This window comes from Enterobacter cloacae complex sp. P43RS, assembly GCF_014930585.1.
GTDB classification, from domain to species: Bacteria; Pseudomonadota; Gammaproteobacteria; order Enterobacterales; family Enterobacteriaceae; genus Enterobacter; species Enterobacter bugandensis.
In genome coordinates this window covers 21,368-41,170 of sequence record NZ_JADBRJ010000013.1, presented here as the reverse complement: position 1 = coordinate 41,170, position 19,803 = coordinate 21,368, and the positions used below count along the sequence as shown (strand labels likewise).

The 19,803-nt window shown below is 56.0% G+C and carries 18 protein-coding genes; 4 read left to right on the top strand and 14 right to left on the bottom strand.

Going from position 1 to position 19,803, the window contains the following annotated elements; genetic code table 11:
- Nucleotides 1-36: 36 nt before the first annotated feature.
- The 4 genes from IM294_RS19635 to soxR all read right to left on the bottom strand — a co-directional run bounded on the left by IM294_RS19635 (nucleotide 37) and on the right by soxR (nucleotide 4,901).
- Entirely contained in the window at nucleotides 37-1,683 is a 1,647-nt protein-coding gene (locus IM294_RS19635; RefSeq protein ID WP_028015180.1) for a Na+/H+ antiporter, read from the bottom strand.
- 153 nt (nucleotides 1,684-1,836) lie between these two features.
- Nucleotides 1,837-3,186, bottom strand: a complete 1,350-nt coding sequence (gene ghxP / locus IM294_RS19630; protein ID WP_028015179.1) for a guanine/hypoxanthine transporter GhxP — start codon at nucleotides 3,184-3,186, stop codon at nucleotides 1,837-1,839.
- Nucleotides 3,187-3,483: 297 nt separating this feature from the next.
- Nucleotides 3,484-4,155, bottom strand: a complete 672-nt coding sequence (locus IM294_RS19625; RefSeq protein WP_028015178.1) for a glutathione S-transferase family protein — start codon at nucleotides 4,153-4,155, stop codon at nucleotides 3,484-3,486.
- Nucleotides 4,156-4,442: 287 nt separating this feature from the next.
- Nucleotides 4,443-4,901 carry a redox-sensitive transcriptional activator SoxR gene (gene soxR / locus IM294_RS19620; protein ID WP_023331806.1) on the bottom strand — a complete coding sequence of 153 codons (459 nt, stop codon included), beginning with the start codon at nucleotides 4,899-4,901 and terminating at the stop codon, nucleotides 4,443-4,445.
- A 98-nt stretch (nucleotides 4,902-4,999) separates the two neighbouring features.
- Between soxR and soxS the strand changes: the two genes are divergently transcribed.
- Nucleotides 5,000-5,326, top strand: a complete 327-nt coding sequence (soxS, locus tag IM294_RS19615) for a superoxide response transcriptional regulator SoxS (RefSeq protein ID WP_008503387.1) — start codon at nucleotides 5,000-5,002, stop codon at nucleotides 5,324-5,326.
- 6 nt (nucleotides 5,327-5,332) lie between these two features.
- Here the strand turns inward: soxS and IM294_RS19610 are convergent, their stop codons facing one another.
- On the bottom strand, nucleotides 5,333-6,898 hold the full coding sequence (locus tag IM294_RS19610; RefSeq protein WP_028015177.1) for an EAL domain-containing protein: 1,566 nt from the start codon (nucleotides 6,896-6,898) through the stop codon (nucleotides 5,333-5,335).
- A 656-nt stretch (nucleotides 6,899-7,554) separates the two neighbouring features.
- Here IM294_RS19610 and IM294_RS19605 point away from each other — a divergent pair.
- Nucleotides 7,555-7,836, top strand: a complete 282-nt coding sequence (locus IM294_RS19605; RefSeq protein ID WP_126818756.1) for a YjcB family protein — start codon at nucleotides 7,555-7,557, stop codon at nucleotides 7,834-7,836.
- 60 nt (nucleotides 7,837-7,896) lie between these two features.
- Here IM294_RS19605 and ssb1 read toward each other — a convergent pair whose 3' ends face one another.
- Nucleotides 7,897-8,427, bottom strand: a complete 531-nt coding sequence (ssb1, locus tag IM294_RS19600) for a single-stranded DNA-binding protein SSB1 (protein ID WP_006810470.1) — start codon at nucleotides 8,425-8,427, stop codon at nucleotides 7,897-7,899.
- A 251-nt stretch (nucleotides 8,428-8,678) separates the two neighbouring features.
- On the opposite strand from ssb1, the gene uvrA reads away from it, so the two are divergent.
- Nucleotides 8,679-11,501: an excinuclease ABC subunit UvrA gene (gene uvrA / locus IM294_RS19595; protein WP_126818755.1), complete on the top strand. Its 2,823-nt coding sequence runs from the start codon at nucleotides 8,679-8,681 to the stop codon at nucleotides 11,499-11,501.
- 3 nt (nucleotides 11,502-11,504) lie between these two features.
- On the opposite strand, the gene IM294_RS19590 is transcribed toward uvrA, so the two are convergent.
- The 6 genes from IM294_RS19590 to dnaB form a co-directional block, all read right to left on the bottom strand.
- A complete protein-coding gene (locus IM294_RS19590) occupies nucleotides 11,505-11,858 on the bottom strand; it encodes an MmcQ/YjbR family DNA-binding protein (RefSeq protein ID WP_028015174.1) in 354 nt (117 codons plus the stop codon).
- A 2-nt stretch (nucleotides 11,859-11,860) separates the two neighbouring features.
- Nucleotides 11,861-12,277, bottom strand: a complete 417-nt coding sequence (locus tag IM294_RS19585) for a secondary thiamine-phosphate synthase enzyme YjbQ (protein WP_041911536.1) — start codon at nucleotides 12,275-12,277, stop codon at nucleotides 11,861-11,863.
- Nucleotides 12,278-12,389: 112 nt separating this feature from the next.
- Nucleotides 12,390-13,103, bottom strand: a complete 714-nt coding sequence (gene aphA / locus IM294_RS19580) for an acid phosphatase AphA (RefSeq protein WP_126818754.1) — start codon at nucleotides 13,101-13,103, stop codon at nucleotides 12,390-12,392.
- 218 nt (nucleotides 13,104-13,321) lie between these two features.
- The gene (tyrB, locus tag IM294_RS19575; RefSeq protein WP_126818753.1) at nucleotides 13,322-14,515 is read right to left on the bottom strand and encodes an aromatic amino acid transaminase; all 1,194 of its coding nucleotides are present in this window, start codon (nucleotides 14,513-14,515) and stop codon (nucleotides 13,322-13,324) included.
- A 109-nt stretch (nucleotides 14,516-14,624) separates the two neighbouring features.
- On the bottom strand, nucleotides 14,625-15,704 hold the full coding sequence (gene alr, locus IM294_RS19570) for an alanine racemase (RefSeq protein ID WP_028015170.1): 1,080 nt from the start codon (nucleotides 15,702-15,704) through the stop codon (nucleotides 14,625-14,627).
- 16 nt (nucleotides 15,705-15,720) lie between these two features.
- Entirely contained in the window at nucleotides 15,721-17,133 is a 1,413-nt protein-coding gene (gene dnaB / locus IM294_RS19565; protein ID WP_008503375.1) for a replicative DNA helicase, read from the bottom strand.
- Nucleotides 17,134-17,199: 66 nt separating this feature from the next.
- On the opposite strand from dnaB, the gene IM294_RS19560 reads away from it, so the two are divergent.
- A complete protein-coding gene (locus IM294_RS19560; protein ID WP_126818752.1) occupies nucleotides 17,200-18,183 on the top strand; it encodes a quinone oxidoreductase in 984 nt (327 codons plus the stop codon).
- 184 nt (nucleotides 18,184-18,367) lie between these two features.
- Here the strand turns inward: IM294_RS19560 and pspG are convergent, their stop codons facing one another.
- Both pspG and dusA read right to left on the bottom strand, forming a co-directional pair.
- Nucleotides 18,368-18,610 (bottom strand): envelope stress response protein PspG, encoded by a 243-nt coding sequence (gene pspG, locus IM294_RS19555; protein WP_028015168.1) that lies wholly within the window; start codon nucleotides 18,608-18,610, stop codon nucleotides 18,368-18,370.
- A gap of 135 nt (nucleotides 18,611-18,745) precedes the next feature.
- Nucleotides 18,746-19,741 (bottom strand): tRNA dihydrouridine(20/20a) synthase DusA, encoded by a 996-nt coding sequence (gene dusA / locus IM294_RS19550; protein WP_126818751.1) that lies wholly within the window; start codon nucleotides 19,739-19,741, stop codon nucleotides 18,746-18,748.
- Nucleotides 19,742-19,803: the final 62 nt, after the last annotated feature.

The following is a 19,803-nucleotide window of genomic DNA, read 5'->3' as shown; positions in this document are numbered from 1 at the left end:
GGCCCGGTAAGCGTAGCGCCACCGGGCAACAACGCGCTACTGATTCTCTATTAACAGCGCTTCTAACAGGTCCAGATCGTGCAGCAGCTTTTGCAGCGTCTCGTTGCTGATCTGACGCGTCGCGCGCAGGTGATACAGCTCGGCACGCTCGGAGCGCAGCGCCGCCAGACGGAAACGACGCTCGAGGTTCTCTTCCTGCAACGAACTTTCCACGTCGTTACGTCCGTCAGCACGACGGCGCAAATTACCAATCACGCGTGAACTGACTTCCTTCAGCAGCTGGTTATCAATGTTCTCTTCGGCATCGGCAGCCAGACGCTCCTCCATCTTCTCAATGGCGACAATCGCGACTTCTGCCGTCGCCGCACGGGCTATCCGCTCCTCTTTGTGCTGTTGGGTCGAGTCACCGGCATCAATGTGCTGGAGTAAAATCGGCAGCATAATCACGCCGACAAACAGCGAGAAGAGAATCACGCCCGCCGCCAGGAACACCAGTTCGTAGCGCGCCGGGAAGACGTCGCCCGTCGGCAGCAGCAGCGGAATAGAGAGCACACCGGCGAGGGTTATCGCCCCGCGTACGCCCGCGAAGGAGGCAATCAGCAGCTCGCGCGTGGTCCAGGAGCCGAACTCCATCGGCTTTTTCGTCAGGAAGCGGACGCTGAACTTTTTCATCGTCCACAGCCAGCCGAAACGCACCAACATTAATGCCATGTAGATCAGCACGATATCGGTAAACAGCATCCAGACTTCAACGTTTGGATCCGCCTCCGCCGCGATCAGCGAGGATTCCATAATGCCCGGCAGTTGCAGGCCCAGCAGCAGGAAGACCATGCCGTTAAAGACAAACTCCAGCATCGCCCAGGTGCTGTTGGCGCGCAGGCGCATCGCCAGTGGCGCGCGGCGCATCACGCCGGAACGGGTGATGGTCATCCCCGCCGCTACCGCCGCCAGAATGCCCGAGACGCCGATATGTTCAGCGATAAGGTAAGAGGCAAACGGCAGCAGGAACAGCAGAACGATTTGTGTCGCCGGTTCATCGCCGCCCCAGCGGCTGAGGAAGCGCAGCGAACGACCGTACAGCCAGCTCACCACGAAGCCCGCGAGAATACCGCCAATCGCCACCTTGAAGAATTCCAGGGTCGCGCCACCAATGGTAAAGACCATGGTGCCCATGGCTACCGCCACGGCAAACTTCAGGGCCACCAGGCCGGAAGCGTCGTTCATCAACGCCTCGCCCTGCAAAATGCCCATTATTTTCTTCGGAATGCGCCCTTCACCCACAATGCCGGAAAGGGCCACGGCGTCGGTCGGCGACAGCACGGCGGCCAGCGCAAAGGCGGGAATTAACGGGATACCCGGTACGGCCCAGTAGATCAGGAAACCAATCCCGACCACGGTAACGACCACCAGCGCCAGCGCCAGGCCGAAGATCTCTCGCCCGTGCTCAAGAAATTCGCGCGTCGGCGTTTTCCACCCATCGGCAAACAGCAGCGGCGGGATAAACAGCACGAGGAAAAGTTCCGGATCGAACTCCACGTGCAGACCGAACGTCGGCCACGCCAGCAGCGCGCCGATGGCTATTTGCATTAAAGGCAGGGGGACCTGGAAGGGCAGTACGCGTGTAACCACCCCGGATAATGAGACCACAAGGGTCATGATGAGTATTGTGAAGAAAATTTCCATGCGTTCCCTGTTTGCTGTGTTTCTTTTTAAGCCAAACCTGAGGCGTCGTGCCTCTTATTCTATCCTCTCCAGAGTAACGCAAAAGGCAACGGGATGAGTCCTGAAAATAAAAACGGGCGGCCTGAGCCACCCGTTTTCGCATCAATGGATAATTTAGATTGCCCAGCCGCCCGCGTAGAACGCGACCAGCGCAACGGCGATCACCACGGTGCCGATGTTCAGCTTGCGCCACTCACCGGAGACCAGGCGGCCAATCACCAGCGAGGCGAAGCCGATCATGATGCCGGTCACGATGTTACAGGTCAGGACGATAAACACTGCGGTAATCAGGCCGGACATCGCATCCACGAAGTCCGCAAAATCGATTTTCGCCACGTTGCTCAGCATCAGCAGGCCGACGTACATCAGCGCTGGCGCGGTCGCATACGCAGGCACCAGGTAGGAGAGCGGAGAGAGGAACAGGATCAGCAGGAACAGCACGCCGACGGTGATGGCCGTCAGGCCGGTTTTACCGCCTGCCGCCGTACCCGCTGCAGATTCGATGTACACCGCCGCAGGCGCCGCCCCCACCAGACCAGAGAAGACGCTGCTCAGGGAGTCGGTGGTCAGCGCTTTGCCGCCATCAATAATCTGACCGTCTTTATCCAGCAGGTTGGCCTGACCGGCCACCGCGCGAATGGTACCGGTGGCGTCAAATACCGCGGTCATCACCAGCGCCAGCACGCTTGGCAGGATCACCGGGTTCAGCGCGCCGACGATATCCAGGCTGCCGATCAGGGAGTTGCCTTTGTCATCGCTCAGCGACGGCATGGCGAAAATACCGGAGAAGTGAACGGTCGGATCGAAAATCAGGCCGACGATGGAAATGCCAATAATGGTCAGCAAAATGCCGCCCGGCACCTTCAGTTTTTCCAGGCCGATAATCACCGCCAGACCGATGAGCGACATAATGACCGGGAAGCTCGCGAAATGACCGAGCGCTACCGGCAGGCCGTCCAGCGGGTTCTTGATGACCAGACCCACGCCGTTGGCAGCGATCAGCAGCAGGAACAGGCCGATACCGATACCGGTGCCGTGCGCCACGCCCTGCGGCAGGTTGCGCAAAATCCAGCTACGGATGCCGGTGGCAGAAATAACGGTAAACAGTACGCCCATCAGGAACACGGCGCCGAGGGCAACCGGTACGCTGATCTGCTGGCCCAGCACCAGACTGAACGCGGTAAAGGCGGTCAAAGAGATGGCGCAACCAATCGCCAGCGGCAGGTTCGCCCACAGGCCCATTACGATGGAGCCCACGCCAGCCACCAGGCAGGTGGCGACAAAGACAGCCGCAGGCGGGAAGCCCGCCTTGCCCAGCATGCCCGGCACCACGATGACGGAGTAAACCATCGCCAGAAACGTGGTCAGACCGGCAACGACTTCCTGGCGCACGGTGCTGCCACGAGCCGAAATTTTAAACATGGCGTCAAGTGAACCGCCGGTACGCGCAGATGGCGTAGACATAGAAAACATCCCCTGAGAGTTTTTATAGAACGTCCATAAGCGTGGTGGAGACACCGCTGCCAGCTAAAACGTCAAATCCGTGTGTTGCGTTTGCGACGAAAGGGCGTCACAAAAAAAGCAAACGTTTAGCTCCGCGCTTATAAAACGGGTGGTCAAATTAAGGCAAACGATTATCCAGCCTAATACCCGCCCTTTTCAACTGAACTTTGTCGTTTTTCGCTAAAATTCACTTATGACGATGAAGAAATAAACAGAGGATGCGCAAACGTTATCGTCTATGCGCAATTTGTTTACATTTCAATCCTCGCCCGGGATCGTTAACGGGCCACCTTGTTGCAGGGTTCTTTGCCAGCCAGGACTCGTTTCCACTTTTTGCTTCCATGCCTGAATATGCGGCAGATTAGCAATGCCGCCGCGCGCCAGCAGGGCAAAGAGGGGGAAGCTCATCTGAATGTCGGCCATGCTTAACGTCTCTCCGGCAAACCAGCTGTTTTTAGCAAGATGTGAGTCAATAAAGCGCGCATGGGTCTCCAGCTGGGGGTTGAGATACGCTTTCTGTACCCCCTGCCCCAGCGCCTTGCCCAGCGTTCGGATGCCAAACGGCACGGGCGGCTTGCCCAGGCTGCTGAAGACCAGCTTCATGAGCAGCAGCGGCATCAGCGACCCTTCTGCGTAATGCAGCCAGAAGCGGTATTGCACCTTATGCGCGGGGTCTAAAGGCTTCAGCCGCGATTCGGCATCATAGGTTTCCTGCAGATACTCCAGAATGGCGCCTGACTCCGCAAGGATCAGCCCGTTATCTTCAATGACCGGCGATTTGCCCAACGGATGCACCTTTTTGAGGGACTCGGGTGCCAGCATGTTCTTTTCGCGCTGGTAGTGAACAATCTCATAAGGCAGGGCGAGCTCTTCCAGCGCCCAGATCACGCGGTGCGAGCGCGACTGGTTAAGGTGATGTACCGTGAGCATGATTTTCTCCTGTTATTCATACTTTTTAACTATAGAAAATCGAACAACACCGCGAAAAAATTTCGTCTAAAAAACGGCTAGCGCGGCTGGCGAAAAAACGGGTCTTGCATAGAATTAAAGTGTCAGCACAATCCGGAACCTCCCCAACCAGCTCGACACGAGGGGTGCTGATGTCGGGGGAAACCCTCCCGTGAACCAGCGGGATAGAGAGAAAGACAAAGACCGGGAAAAACTAAAGCGCCCTTAGTGGCGCTTTAGTTCTTTATTATGCTTTTTGCCGCAAGAACTTAATCCTCCTCCAGCAGCCGCGCCCCGGTCCCCTGCTCGCCCAGCCTGTCGCCAGGGTTACGTAGCGGGCAGTCGCTACGGGACAGGCAGCCGCAGCCGATACAGCCGTCCAGCTCGTCACGCAGCGCCACCAGCGTGTGGATACGCCTGTCCAGCTCTTCACGCCACTGGGACGAAAGCTCTTTCCACTCTTTCGGGCTAAGCGTATGCCCTTCCGGCAACACGCCGAATGCCTCACCGATTGTCGCCAGGGGAATGCCGATGCGTTGCGCAATTTTGATAATCGCCACGTAGCGGAGCACGTCACGGGTGTAGCGGCGCTGGTTTCCGCCGTTACGGATGCTTTTAATTAACCCTTTGCTTTCATAGAAGTGGAGCGCCGATACCGCAACGCCGCTTCGCTTTGCCACTTCGCCGGGGGTTAAAAGCGCTTTAATGCGCGGCAATCTCTTTTCCATAAAACCTCTTTACCTCAAGTTAACTTGAGGAATTATACTCCCCCGCAGAGAAAACGACGAATCAACCGAGAAAGTTGTATCTACAGAGGGGCAACCTTATGTCGCATCAGCAAATTATTCAGACACTTATTGAATGGATTGACGATCATATCGACCAACCGTTGAACATTGATGTGGTCGCAAAAAAATCGGGCTATTCGAAATGGTATTTACAGAGAATGTTCCGCACGGTCATGCACCAGACGCTGGGGGAGTACATTCGCCAGCGCAGGCTCCTGCTGGCGGCGCAGGCGTTACGCTCAACGCAGCGGCCGATTTTTGATATCGCGATGGATCTTGGCTATGTCTCGCAACAAACCTTTTCCCGCGTGTTTCGCCGCGAGTTTGACCGTACGCCGAGCGATTATCGCCACCAGTTGAATTAATGCATATCAGTGCAAAGGTTGCTGCTGCCAGGTCATAAACTCCTGGGGCGGCATCGCTTTCGCGAAGTGCCATCCCTGACAGAACTCAACGCCGCGCTTCAACAGCCAGCTCACCTGCTCAGCCGTCTCAACCCCTTCCGCAATGGTTTTAAGCCGCAGGCTTTGCGCCATCTCGATAATATGCTCGGCGATCAGGTGGCTGGTACTGTTGGTGGTTAAGGTGTCGATAAACGATTTATCGATTTTCAGAATATCCACGTTCAACGAGTAGAGGTTGTGCAGGTTGGAATAACCGGTCCCGAAATCATCGATCGCCACTTCATAGCCCGCCTGACGGAAGGCCTGAATCACCGGCGTGGTTTTTGGCACATCGATAAAGCCGCGTTCCGTCACTTCAATTTTAATTTGCTGGGCGCGTACGGCGTAGTGCCGGGCCTTGTCAGAAATCATGGCGATCAGCCGCGAGGAGTGGAAGTCCGTGGCCGACAGGTTGATCGAAATATAGAGATGCGGATGCGCCGCCAGGAAATGGCCCAGATCGCTGAATACCTCCTCAACGACATAATCCGTGATCCGCTCGCTCATTCCCTCTTTTTCCGCAAGCGGAATAAACTCAGCCGGGCTCATTACCTGCCCATTGAAACCAGGCCAACGCAACAGCGCCTCTGCCCCCACACACTGGTTGTTCTTGATATCAATAATCGGCTGATAGTGCACACAAAGCTGGCGCTTGTTCAGCGCCCGGTGCAGTAAGCGCCCCGGCGAATTAAGCTCACGATGGGTGCGGGACCACACCAGCAAAATAATAATGCTGCAGATCATTCCCAGCGGTAGCGTCAACGTCGCCTGGTGATAGAGCGTTTCATAAAAACGTTTATCTGACGTCGACACGATGGCGGCAATAGGCCGATTTGTCGATTTCACGACGGTATAGAAACGGTTATCTTTTTGAAATACCGATTCCTTATCCCGAATCATCGAATTTAATAAAGTCGCATTGGCTTTCTGGCTGACGGAAAAGAAGGCATTAGTTACCGTGTCGTATACCCCCCATGCGAGGGAATGATCGGTAGACATCACTTCACTGTAAGAAAGCGGATTGACCACCACGACATAATTTCCGCGCTGCATATATGTCATTTTATAGCCAGTATAAAATGGCGTATCGCGAAAATAATAGATAGCAACGTCAGGTTTACGCGTGTAATTAGCGACCGGAATGACGTAGGGTTGATCCGGTGTAAAAACGGTCGAACAAAGAAAATTCTGACCTTCAGCATAAATTAAATCGGCGACAAACAGGCGGCCACGAACAACGTTCAACATATATTGACGATGTTCCGGCGTACAACGTTCACCCTGATATTTTTCTGCCTCGCCCCTGGCCAGTTCAACTTGTTGAATTACCAGTTCTGTTTTGTCTAAAGCCAGTTCAGCAAATGTCCGTAGCTGAGCGCTCGTTTCCGACTCGGCTCGTAGCTGGGCAAACCATAGAGCAAGCATCACCGGCAGCATAACTACCATGATGATCCCTACCACTCTGAGCATTTTGCGCCGCGCGCTACGATTCATTTCCCGCCCTATATCCCTGCATGTTGTACGCCTGTAGTAATGAAGGCCGGATGCTTTGTTAAACAGGTGATTACGTTGCATGAATCATGCGAAGTTAGCAACTGACTTTTAGTATTAAAAATCTTAAATTTCGTTATGACGATAATATTTTCCCGTAAGCTAAACTGTAAGTATTCGTTCCGTTTTAATTAAGGAAAATAATTATCCATCGCGTACGGGAGGTTTGAAGAGAACACAACAGAGGATCGCTGATTAAGCAAAACTTCTGGCGGCATGAAAAAAGTACAACACCAACGTGACGTTTTATCCTATTTCTGCGGGTATATTTTGTTCGTTGTTTTATAAATAATCAGACATCACCACAATATTATCAGAAAATAATGCGCCCCCTAAAAACGGCACGGCTGGCCGTCTCTCTGCCTCCAGATGCTCTTCCCCACTTACCCGACGGGATTACCTCAGCGCGTTGTGGATCCGCCTCCCCCTGTGCGAAGGCGGTCCCGAACCGCATGCTCTTTTTTTCGGGTAATAAAATCCCCTTTTTTGGCTACGCAGGCACTGGCTAATAAATCAACAAATGTGATATAGTTCACACATATTGTGTAACGAGAAACACTGTTTCATTCAGTTCGTCTGTTTTGTAGAGGATGGGTTTTATGGCAACCATTACTACCAGCATGGTTCTCCTGCGCTGGCCCTTGTTGAGCGCGGTTTTGATGTTTTTAGCCAGCACGCTGAACATTCAGTTTCGTAAATCCGACTACGCGGGTCTTGCCGTCATAAGTACCCTGTTAGGGCTTGGCGCGGCCTGCTGGTTCGCAACGGGCCTGCTGGGCATTACCCTGCTGGATATGGCCGCGGTCTGGGAAAATATAAAAGTGGTGATGGTTGAGGCGATGAAACACACCCCACCAGACTGGCCGATGGTGATTACCTGATCCCTTCAGCAATAAAAAAACCCAGACGATGTCTGGGTTTTTTGTTTTAGCATCCGTTGATCAGAACGGGATATCGTCGTCGAAGTCCATTGGCGGTTCGTTAGACGGAGCAGGAGCAGACTGCTGCTGCGGACGAGACTGCGCGCCGCCGCTGAACTGGTTGCCGCCCTGCGGCTGCTGAGGCTGACCCCAACCACCCTGCTGCTGGTTCTGACCGCCACCTGCCGGTGCGCCACCGCCCTGACGGCCACCCAGCATTTGCATGGTGCCGCCCACGTTCACCACCACTTCCGTGGTGTATTTTTCCTGACCGGATTGGTCGGTCCATTTGCGGGTACGCAGCTGGCCTTCGATATAGACCTGAGAACCTTTACGCAGATACTCACCGGCTACTTCTGCCAGTTTGCCAAACAGCACAACGCGGTGCCATTCGGTCTGCTCTTTCATTTCACCGGTCGCTTTATCACGCCAGGATTCGGAAGTAGCCAGCGTAATGTTGGCAACTGCGCCACCACTCGGCATGTAGCGTACTTCCGGGTCCTGGCCCAGATTACCGACGAGAATCACCTTGTTTACGCCTCTGCTGGCCATGTTCGTGTCTCCTGAATACGTTTCTTAATAGTGTAAACGCGCGAGTGTACCATTTCCATGCTGCACTTTGATAGTTGCGTAGCACGTTCCAGAGTTCTCCCGCGAACTCAACATTGTTACACAGTGAATCAGAAAATGCATTCCAATACTGTATATTCAAACAGGTCATTTTGTGTCATAATTAGCCGTTTCTGACAGCCGTTTGTCCTTCAAACAAACCAGGCAATCCGTGTTCCAACCGGGAAAGGTGAATGGATAAGATCGAAGTTCGGGGCGCCCGCACCCATAATCTCAAGAATATCAACCTCATAATCCCTCGCGACAAACTCATCGTCGTGACCGGGCTTTCGGGGTCTGGCAAATCCTCACTGGCTTTCGACACCTTGTATGCCGAAGGACAGCGTCGTTACGTCGAATCACTTTCTGCGTACGCGCGTCAGTTCCTGTCGCTGATGGAAAAACCGGATGTCGATCATATTGAAGGGTTATCGCCTGCTATCTCTATTGAGCAGAAGTCTACCTCGCATAATCCGCGTTCAACGGTCGGTACCATTACCGAAATTCACGACTACCTGCGTCTGCTGTATGCCCGCGTGGGTGAGCCGCGCTGCCCGGACCACGATGTCCCGCTGGCGGCACAGACCGTGAGCCAGATGGTGGATAACGTGCTGTCGCAGCCGGAAGGCAAACGCCTGATGCTGCTGGCACCGATCATCAAAGAGCGTAAAGGCGAGCACACCAAAACGCTGGAGAACCTGGCAAGCCAGGGCTATATCCGCGCCCGTATCGACGGCGAAGTGTGTGACCTGTCCGATCCGCCAAAGCTTGAGCTGCAAAAGAAACACACCATCGAAGTGGTGATTGACCGCTTTAAGGTGCGTGACGATCTCGCCACGCGTCTGGCTGAATCCTTTGAAACCGCGCTGGAACTCTCTGGCGGCACGGCCGTGGTCTCCGACATGGACGACCCGAAAGCGGAAGAGCTGCTCTTCTCCGCCAACTTCGCCTGCCCGATTTGCGGCTACAGCATGCGCGAGCTGGAACCGCGCCTGTTCTCGTTCAACAACCCGGCGGGCGCGTGCCCGACCTGTGACGGTCTGGGCGTACAGCAGTATTTCGATCCGGATCGCGTGATCCAGAACCCCGAGCTGTCGCTCGCGGGCGGTGCGATTCGCGGCTGGGATAAGCGTAACTTCTACTACTTCCAGATGCTGAAGTCCCTGGCGGAGCACTACAAATTCGACGTTGAAGCGCCGTGGGCGAGCCTGAGCCCGAACGTGCACAAAGTGATCCTGTTCGGTTCCGGCAAAGAGAACATCGAGTTCAAATATATGAACGATCGCGGCGATACCTCTGTGCGTCGCCACCCGTTCGAAGGGGTGCTGCACAATATGGAGCGCCGCTACAAAGAGACCGAATCCAGCGCGGTGCGCGAGGAGCTGGCGAAGTTCATCAGCAACCGCTCCTGCGCCACCTGCGAGGGCACGCGTCTGCGTCGCGAAGCGCGCCACGTGTTTGTGGAAAACACGGCGCTGCCGACCATCTCAGACATGAGCATCGGCCACGCAATGGACTTCTTCAACAACCTGAAGCTTTCCGGCCAGCGTGCGAAAATCGCCGAAAAAGTGCTGAAAGAGATCGGCGATCGCCTCAAGTTTCTCGTGAACGTTGGCCTGAACTACCTGACGCTTTCCCGCTCGGCGGAAACGCTCTCCGGCGGTGAAGCCCAGCGTATCCGTCTGGCGAGCCAGATTGGCGCGGGCTTAGTCGGCGTGATGTACGTGCTGGATGAACCGTCCATCGGCCTGCACCAGCGCGACAACGAGCGTCTGCTCGGCACACTGATCCACCTGCGCAATCTCGGCAACACGGTAATCGTGGTGGAGCACGACGAAGACGCAATTCGCGCCGCAGACCACGTGATCGACATCGGCCCGGGCGCGGGCGTGCACGGCGGCCATGTGGTGGCGGAAGGTACGCTGAAGGACATTATGGCGGTGCCCGAGTCGCTGACCGGCCAGTACATGAGCGGCAAGCGCAAAATTGAAGTGCCAAAACAGCGCGTCGCGGCGAACCCGGAAAAAGTGCTGAAGCTCACAGGAGCGCGCGGCAACAACCTGAAGGACGTCACCCTGACGCTGCCGGTTGGCCTGTTTACCTGCATTACCGGCGTGTCCGGTTCCGGTAAATCGACGCTGATCAACGATACGCTGTTCCCGATTGCGCAGACGGCGCTGAACGGCGCGACGCTGGCCGAGCCTGCACCGTACCGCGATATTCAGGGGCTGGAGCATTTCGACAAGGTTATCGACATCGACCAGAGCCCGATTGGCCGTACGCCGCGTTCCAACCCGGCGACCTATACCGGCGTCTTCACGCCCGTACGTGAACTCTTCGCCGGCGTACCGGAAGCGCGTTCGCGCGGGTATACGCCAGGACGTTTCAGCTTTAACGTGCGCGGCGGCCGCTGTGAAGCGTGTCAGGGCGACGGCGTGATCAAGGTTGAGATGCACTTCCTGCCGGATATCTACGTGCCGTGCGACCAGTGCAAAGGCAAGCGCTATAACCGAGAAACGCTGGAGATTAAGTACAAAGGCAAGACCATCCACGAAGTGCTGGACATGACCATCGAAGAGGCGCGCGAGTTCTTTGACGCCGTCCCTGCGCTGGCGCGTAAGCTGCAGACGCTGATGGACGTAGGCCTGACCTACATTCGCCTGGGGCAGTCAGCAACAACCCTGTCCGGCGGTGAGGCGCAGCGCGTGAAGCTGGCGCGCGAGCTGTCCAAGCGTGGTACCGGCCAGACGCTCTACATTCTGGATGAGCCGACCACCGGCCTGCACTTTGCGGATATCCAGCAGTTGCTTGAGGTGCTGCATCAGCTGCGCGATCAGGGCAACACGATTGTGGTCATCGAACATAATCTGGACGTGATTAAAACCGCGGACTGGATTGTCGATCTCGGCCCGGAAGGCGGCAGCGGCGGGGGTGAAATCCTCGTCTCCGGTACGCCAGAGACCGTTGCAGAGTGCGAAGCCTCGCACACCGCGCGCTTCCTTAAACCGTTGCTGTAATTGTTACACGGAGAGCTGCTGTCGGGTCGCTTCCGGCAGCAGCTCAACCGCCTGCTTGTAGGACGCATCCACCAGATAGTAAATTTGCGAGCCGGGCAGCGAGCCGTCCAGATAAACGGTACTCCAGTGCGCCTTATTGAGGTGCTGGCTCGGCCTCACATCATCATGCTGCTGACGTAATAGGTCCGCCAGTTCCGGGCTGGTTTTCAGCGACGCCGCCGGGCGCCCTTCAACCTCTTTCACCATCGCAAACAGCACGTCTCCCACTTTGATCTGCGTGGCTTTCCAGTCGCTGTGAACGCTTTGTTCCGCGCCAGGCTTGCTCATGCAGTACTGAAGTATCTCCGAAATTGTCATCTTTATTCCCCTTGTAGCGTTGCGATAATTTTACGCGAACCACCGTGAATGCGATGTTCTCCCAGCCAGATCCCTTGCCACGTTCCCAGCATTAGCCGCCCGTTATGAACCGGCAGCATCAGCGATACGCCCAGCAGAGAAGATTTGATATGCGAAGGCATGTCATCTGCGCCTTCATAATCGTGCTCGTAGGGGGCGTTGTCCGGAACCGTCTTCAGGAAATGGTGTTCCATATCAGACCGGACGGTAGGGTCGCAATTTTCATTAAGCGTGAGGGAGGCTGACGTGTGCTGAAGCAGCAGATGCAGTAAACCCGTTTTGACGCGCGACAGGTCGCGGAGTTGCCCGATGACTTCGTCCGTCACAAGGTGAAACCCGCGGGGTTTAGCGCTTAAGGTCAGGGTCTGTTGATACCACATGAGCTGCTCCGTTCTGAAAGATGAATCTTTCTAAGTGTGCAGCAAGAAGGCGAAAGGTAAAACCCGCAGCGGCGGATTTGTTCAAAAAAGAATCAAACCCGCCGCTCAAGAACTAATACTCGGAGTTAACAATCACCTCCTCGCCAAACTTGCCTGCCATCGGCAGCGGTCGATAGGTCGAGTTAGAGGCACGCAGCACCCGGATCGCTCTGGCTCCCACATCCTGCGCCGCGGTAATGTCGTTATCCGAATCACCGTAGAACACTTTGATGTTTTTCTGCTCCAGCCACTGGGTTTTGGTGTTTTGTCCCTCTTTATCACCGGCAAAAATGACCGGATTCATGCTGGCTGCCGGGATCTGAAAATCGTCCTGCAGGGTTTTGGATACAGTCTCCGTTTTGGTCTGGCTACGGCCGGTGACAAAGAAAATGCTGTCGCCGCGCTTAACGTGCATGGCGATCAGCGCGCGGGCCACCTCTTTCGGAATGCTGAACTCATCCCAGCCGTTGTTCATTTTTTCCCAGAACTCCGGGTTCTTCAGATACGCTTCGCTGTCCGGAGAATATGTTTTCTTGCCACGCCAGAAGCCAGGGCTTGAGAACAGCACGGTATCGTCAATGTCGAAGCCCACGGCCATTGGCGGGCGGCCCACCAGGCTGTTTTCGATTTGGGCCACGGAAACCCAGTGAATGGGTGCCTGCTCGGCAAGGATGGCGGCGGTGGTACCGGTGTAAAGCGGCGTCGGTGCGGAAGCTCGCGCGACGACGGCGCTATTAAGCGAGAACAATAAGCAGGCGGCGCTGAGCGCCAGTGTGATCTTGCGCATATTTTCCCCTGAATATTCAGTTTGTTATCTTTATATTTTGAGTGGATGGTCAAAAATCTATCCGACCATAACCCCAGCGGGAGGGGAAGGAAAGGAGTTTTTACTTATAAAGATGAATAAAAAGAAGACGATCACAAAGTGCCGGGGGACGTGTTTATGCGGTCTGATGCCCTCACCCCAGCCCTCTCCCGGTGGGAGAGGGCTGGGTTAGTGAGCATTTACATTACAGCAGCAAACGCCTGCGCCACGCGCTGGACGTTGCCGGCATTCAGGCCCGCCACGCACATACGGCCGCTGGCGATCAGGTAGACGCCGAACTCGTCACGCAGGCGATCGACCTGTGCCGCGCTCAGTCCGGTATAGCTGAACATCCCGCGCTGCTTGAGCAGATAGTCGAAGTTATACCCCGGCACCGCCTCTTTCAGCACGTTAACAAGTTCCTGACGCATCGACAGAATGCGCTTGCGCATCGCTTCCACTTCCGCAAGCCAGGTAGCTTTCAGCTGTTCGTCGCCCAGAACGGTCGCCACCACCTGCGCACCAAAGTTCGGCGGGCTGGAGTAAATACGGCGGACCGTCGCTTTCAGTTGGCCGAGAACGCGCCCCGCGGCTTCGGCGTCTTCACACACCACGGACAGACCACCAACGCGCTCGCCGTAGAGAGAGAAGATTTTTGAGAAGGAGTTGCTGACCAGCGCTGGCAGCCCGGCGCTGGCAACGGCGCGGATGGCGTAAGCATCTTCTTCCATGCCCGCGCCAAAGCCCTGATAGGCGATGTCGAGGAACGGGATCAGGTTACGTGCCTTCAGCACCTCGATCACCGCATCCCACTGGGCATTGGTGAGGTCCGCCCCGGTCGGGTTATGGCAGCATGGGTGCAGCAGCACGATGCTGCGCGCCGGCAGGGTGTTCAGTTTTTCCAGCAGCGCTTCGACGCGCACGCCATTGGTTTCGCTATCGAACCACGGATAGGTCTCGACCTTAAAGCCCGCACCTTCAAAGATGGCCACGTGGTTTTCCCACGTCGGGTCGCTGACCCACACGCCGGAATCCGGGAAATATTTTTTCAGGAAATCTGCGCCTACCTTCAGCGCACCCGAGCCGCCCAGCGTCTGGATAGTCGCCACGCGCTTTTGCACGAGCACCGCGTGGTCCGCACCAAACAGCAGCGGCGCAATCGTATTACGGTAGGTGTTTAACCCTTCCATCGGCAGATAAAGCGAAGCACCGTGCGGGGTTGCGTTAAGACGTGCTTCGGCTTCGGCAACGGCTTTCAGTTGAGGAATGATGCCGTCCTCGTTGTAATAAAGACCAATGCTGAGGTTCACTTTATCGCTGCGAGGATCTTCTTTGAAACGCTCCATCAAGGAGAGAATAGGGTCGCCGGCGTAGGCGTCTACTTTCTGAAACACGCGATGTTCTCCGGATTATTATGAGGCAGGGTTTTCAACAATAAACCGGAAGCGGAATAAGATCGAGGGGATGTTAACAGAAGCGGGATGCATCGCATCCCGTTAAAGCTCAGTCGATGTATTTCATCGCCACCCGCGACGTCAGACGCGTAATAAGTTCGTAAGCACTCACTTTTGTAATCTCAGCAATGCGTTCAACGGGCAGACCTTCACCCCACATCACCGCATCGTCGCCCGCTTTATCCTGCGCGCCGGGCCCAAGATCCACGCAAATCATGTCCATCGCCACGCGGCCGACAATTTTCACTTCACGACCATTGACCAGCACCGGCGTGCCCGTTGGTGCCGCGCGCGGATAGCCGTCGCCGTAGCCCATCGCCACCACGCCAAGCCGCGTGTCGCGCTCGCTGGTCCAGGTACCGCCGTAACCCACCGGCTCGCCCGCTTTGTGCTCCCGCACGGCAATCAGCTTTGATACCAGCGACATCACCGGCTTAAAGCCTAAGTCCGGCCCCCAGGGTTTATTCTCTAGTGGGGAAACGCCATACAGGATAATCCCCGGACGCGCCCAGTCGAAGTGGGACTGCGGCCACAGCAGAATGCCGCCGGATGCCGCAATGGAGCGCATTCCCGGCTTGCCTTCGCAGAAGGTGTTGAAGATATCAAGCTGCTGCTCGGTTGCGCCGCATTCGGGCTCATCGGCACGGGCGAAGTGGCTGACGATATTGACCGGCTGACGCACATTTTTGCACTGGCACAAACGCTGATAAAACGCCTCCGCGTTTTCCGGACGCACGCCCAGCCTGTGCATGCCCGTATCGAGCTTCATCCAGACGGTAACCGGCTCGCTCAGTTCAGCCGTTTCCAGCGCGGCCAGTTGTTCTTCGTTGTGTACCGCCGTGTGCAGCTGCTGGTCTGCAATGGTCGGCAGATCCGAGGCTTCAAAAAAGCCTTCGAGGAGCAGAATCGGTTGCGTAATGCCGCCTGCGCGCAGGCGGAGAGCTTCTTCGAGACGGGCGACGCCAAAGGCGTCGGCATCGGGGAGCGTTCGCGCGGTCTCAAGAAGACCGTGTCCGTAAGCGTTCGCTTTCACGACTGCAACGAGCCTGCTGGCAGGTGCCAGTTCACGCAGACGTTGCAGGTTGTGTCGCAGAGCGCGGCGGTTAATAACAACAGTTGCCGCTTGCATTTGAATTCCTTAGAAATTACTCATCATCATATTGAGGACCGGCATAGTTGTCGAAACGCGACCACTGGCCGTTAAAGGTCAGACGTACCGTACCGATGGGGCCGTTACGTTGCTTACCAATAATAATTTCGGCGATCCCTTTCAGATCGCTGTTCTCGTGATAAACCTCATCACGGTAGATAAACATGATTAAGTCGGCATCCTGCTCGATGGAGCCGGACTCACGCAGGTCGGAGTTGACCGGGCGCTTGTCGGCACGTTGTTCCAGAGAGCGGTTCAGCTGCGACAGCGCCACTACCGGCACGTGCAGCTCTTTAGCTAACGCCTTGAGCGAGCGGGAAATCTCTGCAATTTCCAGCGTACGGTTGTCGGAGAGCGACGGGACGCGCATCAGCTGAAGGTAGTCGATCATGATAAGGCCGATACCGCCGTGTTCGCGGGCGATGCGGCGCGCGCGGGAGCGCACTTCCGTCGGCGTCAGGCCGGAGGAGTCATCGATATAGATGTTCCGTTTTTCCAGCAAAATGCCCATGGTGCCGGAGATGCGCGCCCAGTCCTCGTCGTCGAGCTGGCCGGTACGGATGCGGGTCTGATCCACGCGCGACAGCGATGCCAGAGAACGCATCATGATCTGCTCAGAGGGCATCTCAAGGCTGAAAATAAGTACGGGCTTATCTTGTAGCATCGCCGCATTTTCGACGAGGTTCATCGCAAATGTCGTTTTACCCATCGACGGACGCGCCGCGACGATAATTAAATCCGACGGCTGTAAACCGGCAGTTTTTTTGTTCAGATCGTCATAGCCTGTGTTCACCCCGGTCACACCGTCGTGCGGCTGCTGGAAAAGCTGCTCTATACGCGCAACGGTGGCGTCGAGCACGTCGGCGATGTTTTTCGGGCCTTCATCTTTGTTGGCACGGCTTTCGGCGATTTTAAAGACGCGGGACTCAGCAAGGTCGAGCAGGTCTTCGCTGGTGCGGCCCTGCGGGTCGAATCCGGCTTCGGCGATTTCGTTCGCTACCGAGATCATCTCGCGAACGACGGCACGTTCGCGCACGATGTCGGCGTAAGCGCTGATGTTCGCCGCACTTGGCGTGTTTTTTGACAGCTCTGCCAGGTAGGCAAAGCCGCCGACGCTGTCCAGCTGCCCCTGACGCTCCAGCGATTCCGCGAGCGTGATCAGGTCAATCGGGCTGCCGGACTCCTGCAGGCGCGCCATTTCGGTAAAGATATGGCGGTGCGGACGGGTGTAGAAATCTTCAGACACTACGCGCTCGGCGACGTCGTCCCAGCGTTCGTTATCCAGCATTAAACCGCCCAACACCGACTGTTCCGCTTCAATCGAGTGCGGCGGGACTTTTAACCCTGCGACCTGGAAATCACGCTCGCGAGGTTCAGTCTGTTTGTTGAAGGGTTTGTTTCCTGCCATAGTGAATGGAGTTACCGAGATAAAGAGTGGGTCGAAAGATTACCATATTTTTCTTACGGAGGGAGCATGGCAACGCGCATTGAGTTCCAGAAACACGGCGGTCCTGAAGTGCTGAAAGCGGTGGAGTTTACCCCCGCTGCGCCTGGCGAGAACGAAATTCAGGTGGAAAACAGAGCTATCGGCATTAACTACATTGATACCTATATTCGCGGCGGTCTCTACCCGCCTCCGTCAATGCCGAGCGGCCTGGGCACTGAGGCGGCCGGCATCGTCAGCAAAGTGGGCAGTGCGGTTAAGCACTTTAAAGAAGGCGATCGTGTGGTATATGCACAGTCTGCCCTGGGCGCTTATAGCTCCATCCACAACGTCCCGGCGGACAAAGCCGCCCTGCTGCCGAACGCCATCACCTTTGAGCAGGCGGCCGCCTCATTCCTGAAAGGGCTGACGGTCTATTACCTGCTGCGCAAAACCTACGAAATTAAGCCCGATGAGCAGTTCCTGTTCCATGCTGCCGCCGGTGGCGTGGGGCTGATTGCCTGCCAATGGGCGAAAGCCTTAGGCGCGAAGCTGATCGGCACCACAGGCAGTGCGCAAAAAGCGCAGCGTGCGCTGGACGCGGGCGCGTGGCAGGTGATCAACTACCGGGAAGAGAGCATTGTCGAGCGGCTGAAAGAGATCACCGGCGGCAAAAAAGTACGCGTCGTGTATGACTCGGTGGGGAAAGACACCTGGGAAGCGTCGCTGGACTGCCTGCAGCGTCGCGGACTGATGGTGAGCTTTGGTAACGCCTCAGGCGCTGTCACCGGCGTCAATCTCGGCATTCTGAATCAGAAAGGGTCGCTGTACGTGACGCGCCCTTCTTTGCAGGGTTACATCACCAACCGGGAAGAACTGGAGGAAGCCAGCAACGAGCTGTTCTCGCTAATAGCCAGCGGCGTGATTAAGGTGGATGTGGCGGATGCGCAGAAATACCCGCTAACCGATGCGCAGCGCGCGCATGAGGTGCTGGAAAGCCGGGCGACGCAGGGTTCAAGTCTGCTAATTCCCTGACCCCCAAAAAGAAATTGGGCTTCCCGTGGGAAGCCCTTTCTTTTTTTAGTTCGGCTGTATGTAGGGTACAGCTCGATGAATTCTGTAGCGGCAGCCATAGTGACAGATTCGATAAGTAAATCCTATTCTGTTCTAAGCCATGCTGCCGGAAAAGTTACAAGTATGTGACGAACCCCTCAATACCTTAGTAACGGAAGCGGTTATTGCGCTGATAAGTCGGCAGTTTTGGCGCTTTAATCGCCCGTATTACCCACACCACGGCGATAGCCAGCAGCAGCCACGGCAGCAGTTTGATCGTCAGGGCAAATAATCCGCCGATAAACATAACTACCGTAGCCACAACGAGCGCGGCCAGAATGCCGAGCAGCGACACGCCCGTGACCATCAGCATGACAAAAAAGCCAATCACAAAAAGTAGTTCAAGCATGGTGCTCTCCCACGAGTTCCCGAATGATGCTGCAATCATTACAAGAATCATGCCAAAGCTAACCTATTGTTCTTAAATCAAAACGCCCCGCGAGGATCCGCAGGGCGTGGTGAATTTGACGATCTTTTAGCGAAATTATCGCTTATCCGCCACCAGCCGCAGCGCATGTTCCAGCACCTCAATATCGGCACCGGCTTTATGCGCGTTCTCACTGAGGTAGCGACGCCACTGGCGCGCGCCCGGAATACCCTGGAACAGGCCAAGCATATGGCGGGTGATGTGGCCAAGATAGGTGCCATTGCTCAACTCGCGCTCAATGTAAGGGTACATGGCACGCACGACGGTAACCGGATCGGTGTCTGCGCCTGCAACGCCAAAGATTTCGCGATCGACCGTCGCCAGAATGCCCGGATTTTGATACGCCTCGCGCCCAATCATCACGCCATCCATATGCTCAAGGTGCGCTTTCGCCTCTTCCAGCGACGTAATACCGCCGTTGATTGACATCGTCAGGTGCGGGAAATCACGTTTCAGCTGGTACACGCGCGGGTAGTCCAGCGGCGGGATCTCACGGTTCTCTTTCGGGCTAAGGCCTGAAAGCCAGGCTTTGCGGGCGTGGATGATAAACATCGCACACTCGCCTTTCCCTGACACCGTATTGATGAAATCACACAGGAATTCGTAGCTGTCCTGGTCGTCGATGCCGATACGGGTTTTGACCGTCACCGGAATGGAGACCACATCGCGCATCGCTTTGATGCAGTCCGCCACCAGCTGTGCGTTGCCCATCAGACAGGCGCCGAACATGCCGTTTTGCACGCGGTCGGAAGGGCAGCCGACGTTCAGGTTGATCTCGTCGTAGCCGCGTTCTTCCGCCAGCTTTGCACACTGGGCCAGCGCGACCGGATCGCTGCCCCCCAGCTGCAGCGCAACCGGATGCTCTTCTTCACTGTATGCCAGGTAGTCGCCCTTACCGTGAATAATTGCGCCCGTGGTCACCATTTCGGTGTACAGCAGCGTATGGCGGGAGAGCTGGCGCAGGAAATAGCGGCAGTGTCTGTCCGTCCAGTCGAGCATTGGCGCAATAGAGAAACGGTGTGCAGGAAAAGCGGTCTGGTGTTCTGACGACATGGCGAAGTTTTAAGCATCTGGTGGAAAAGGGGCGCTACTATAGCACAAAGAAAAGCCGGAGG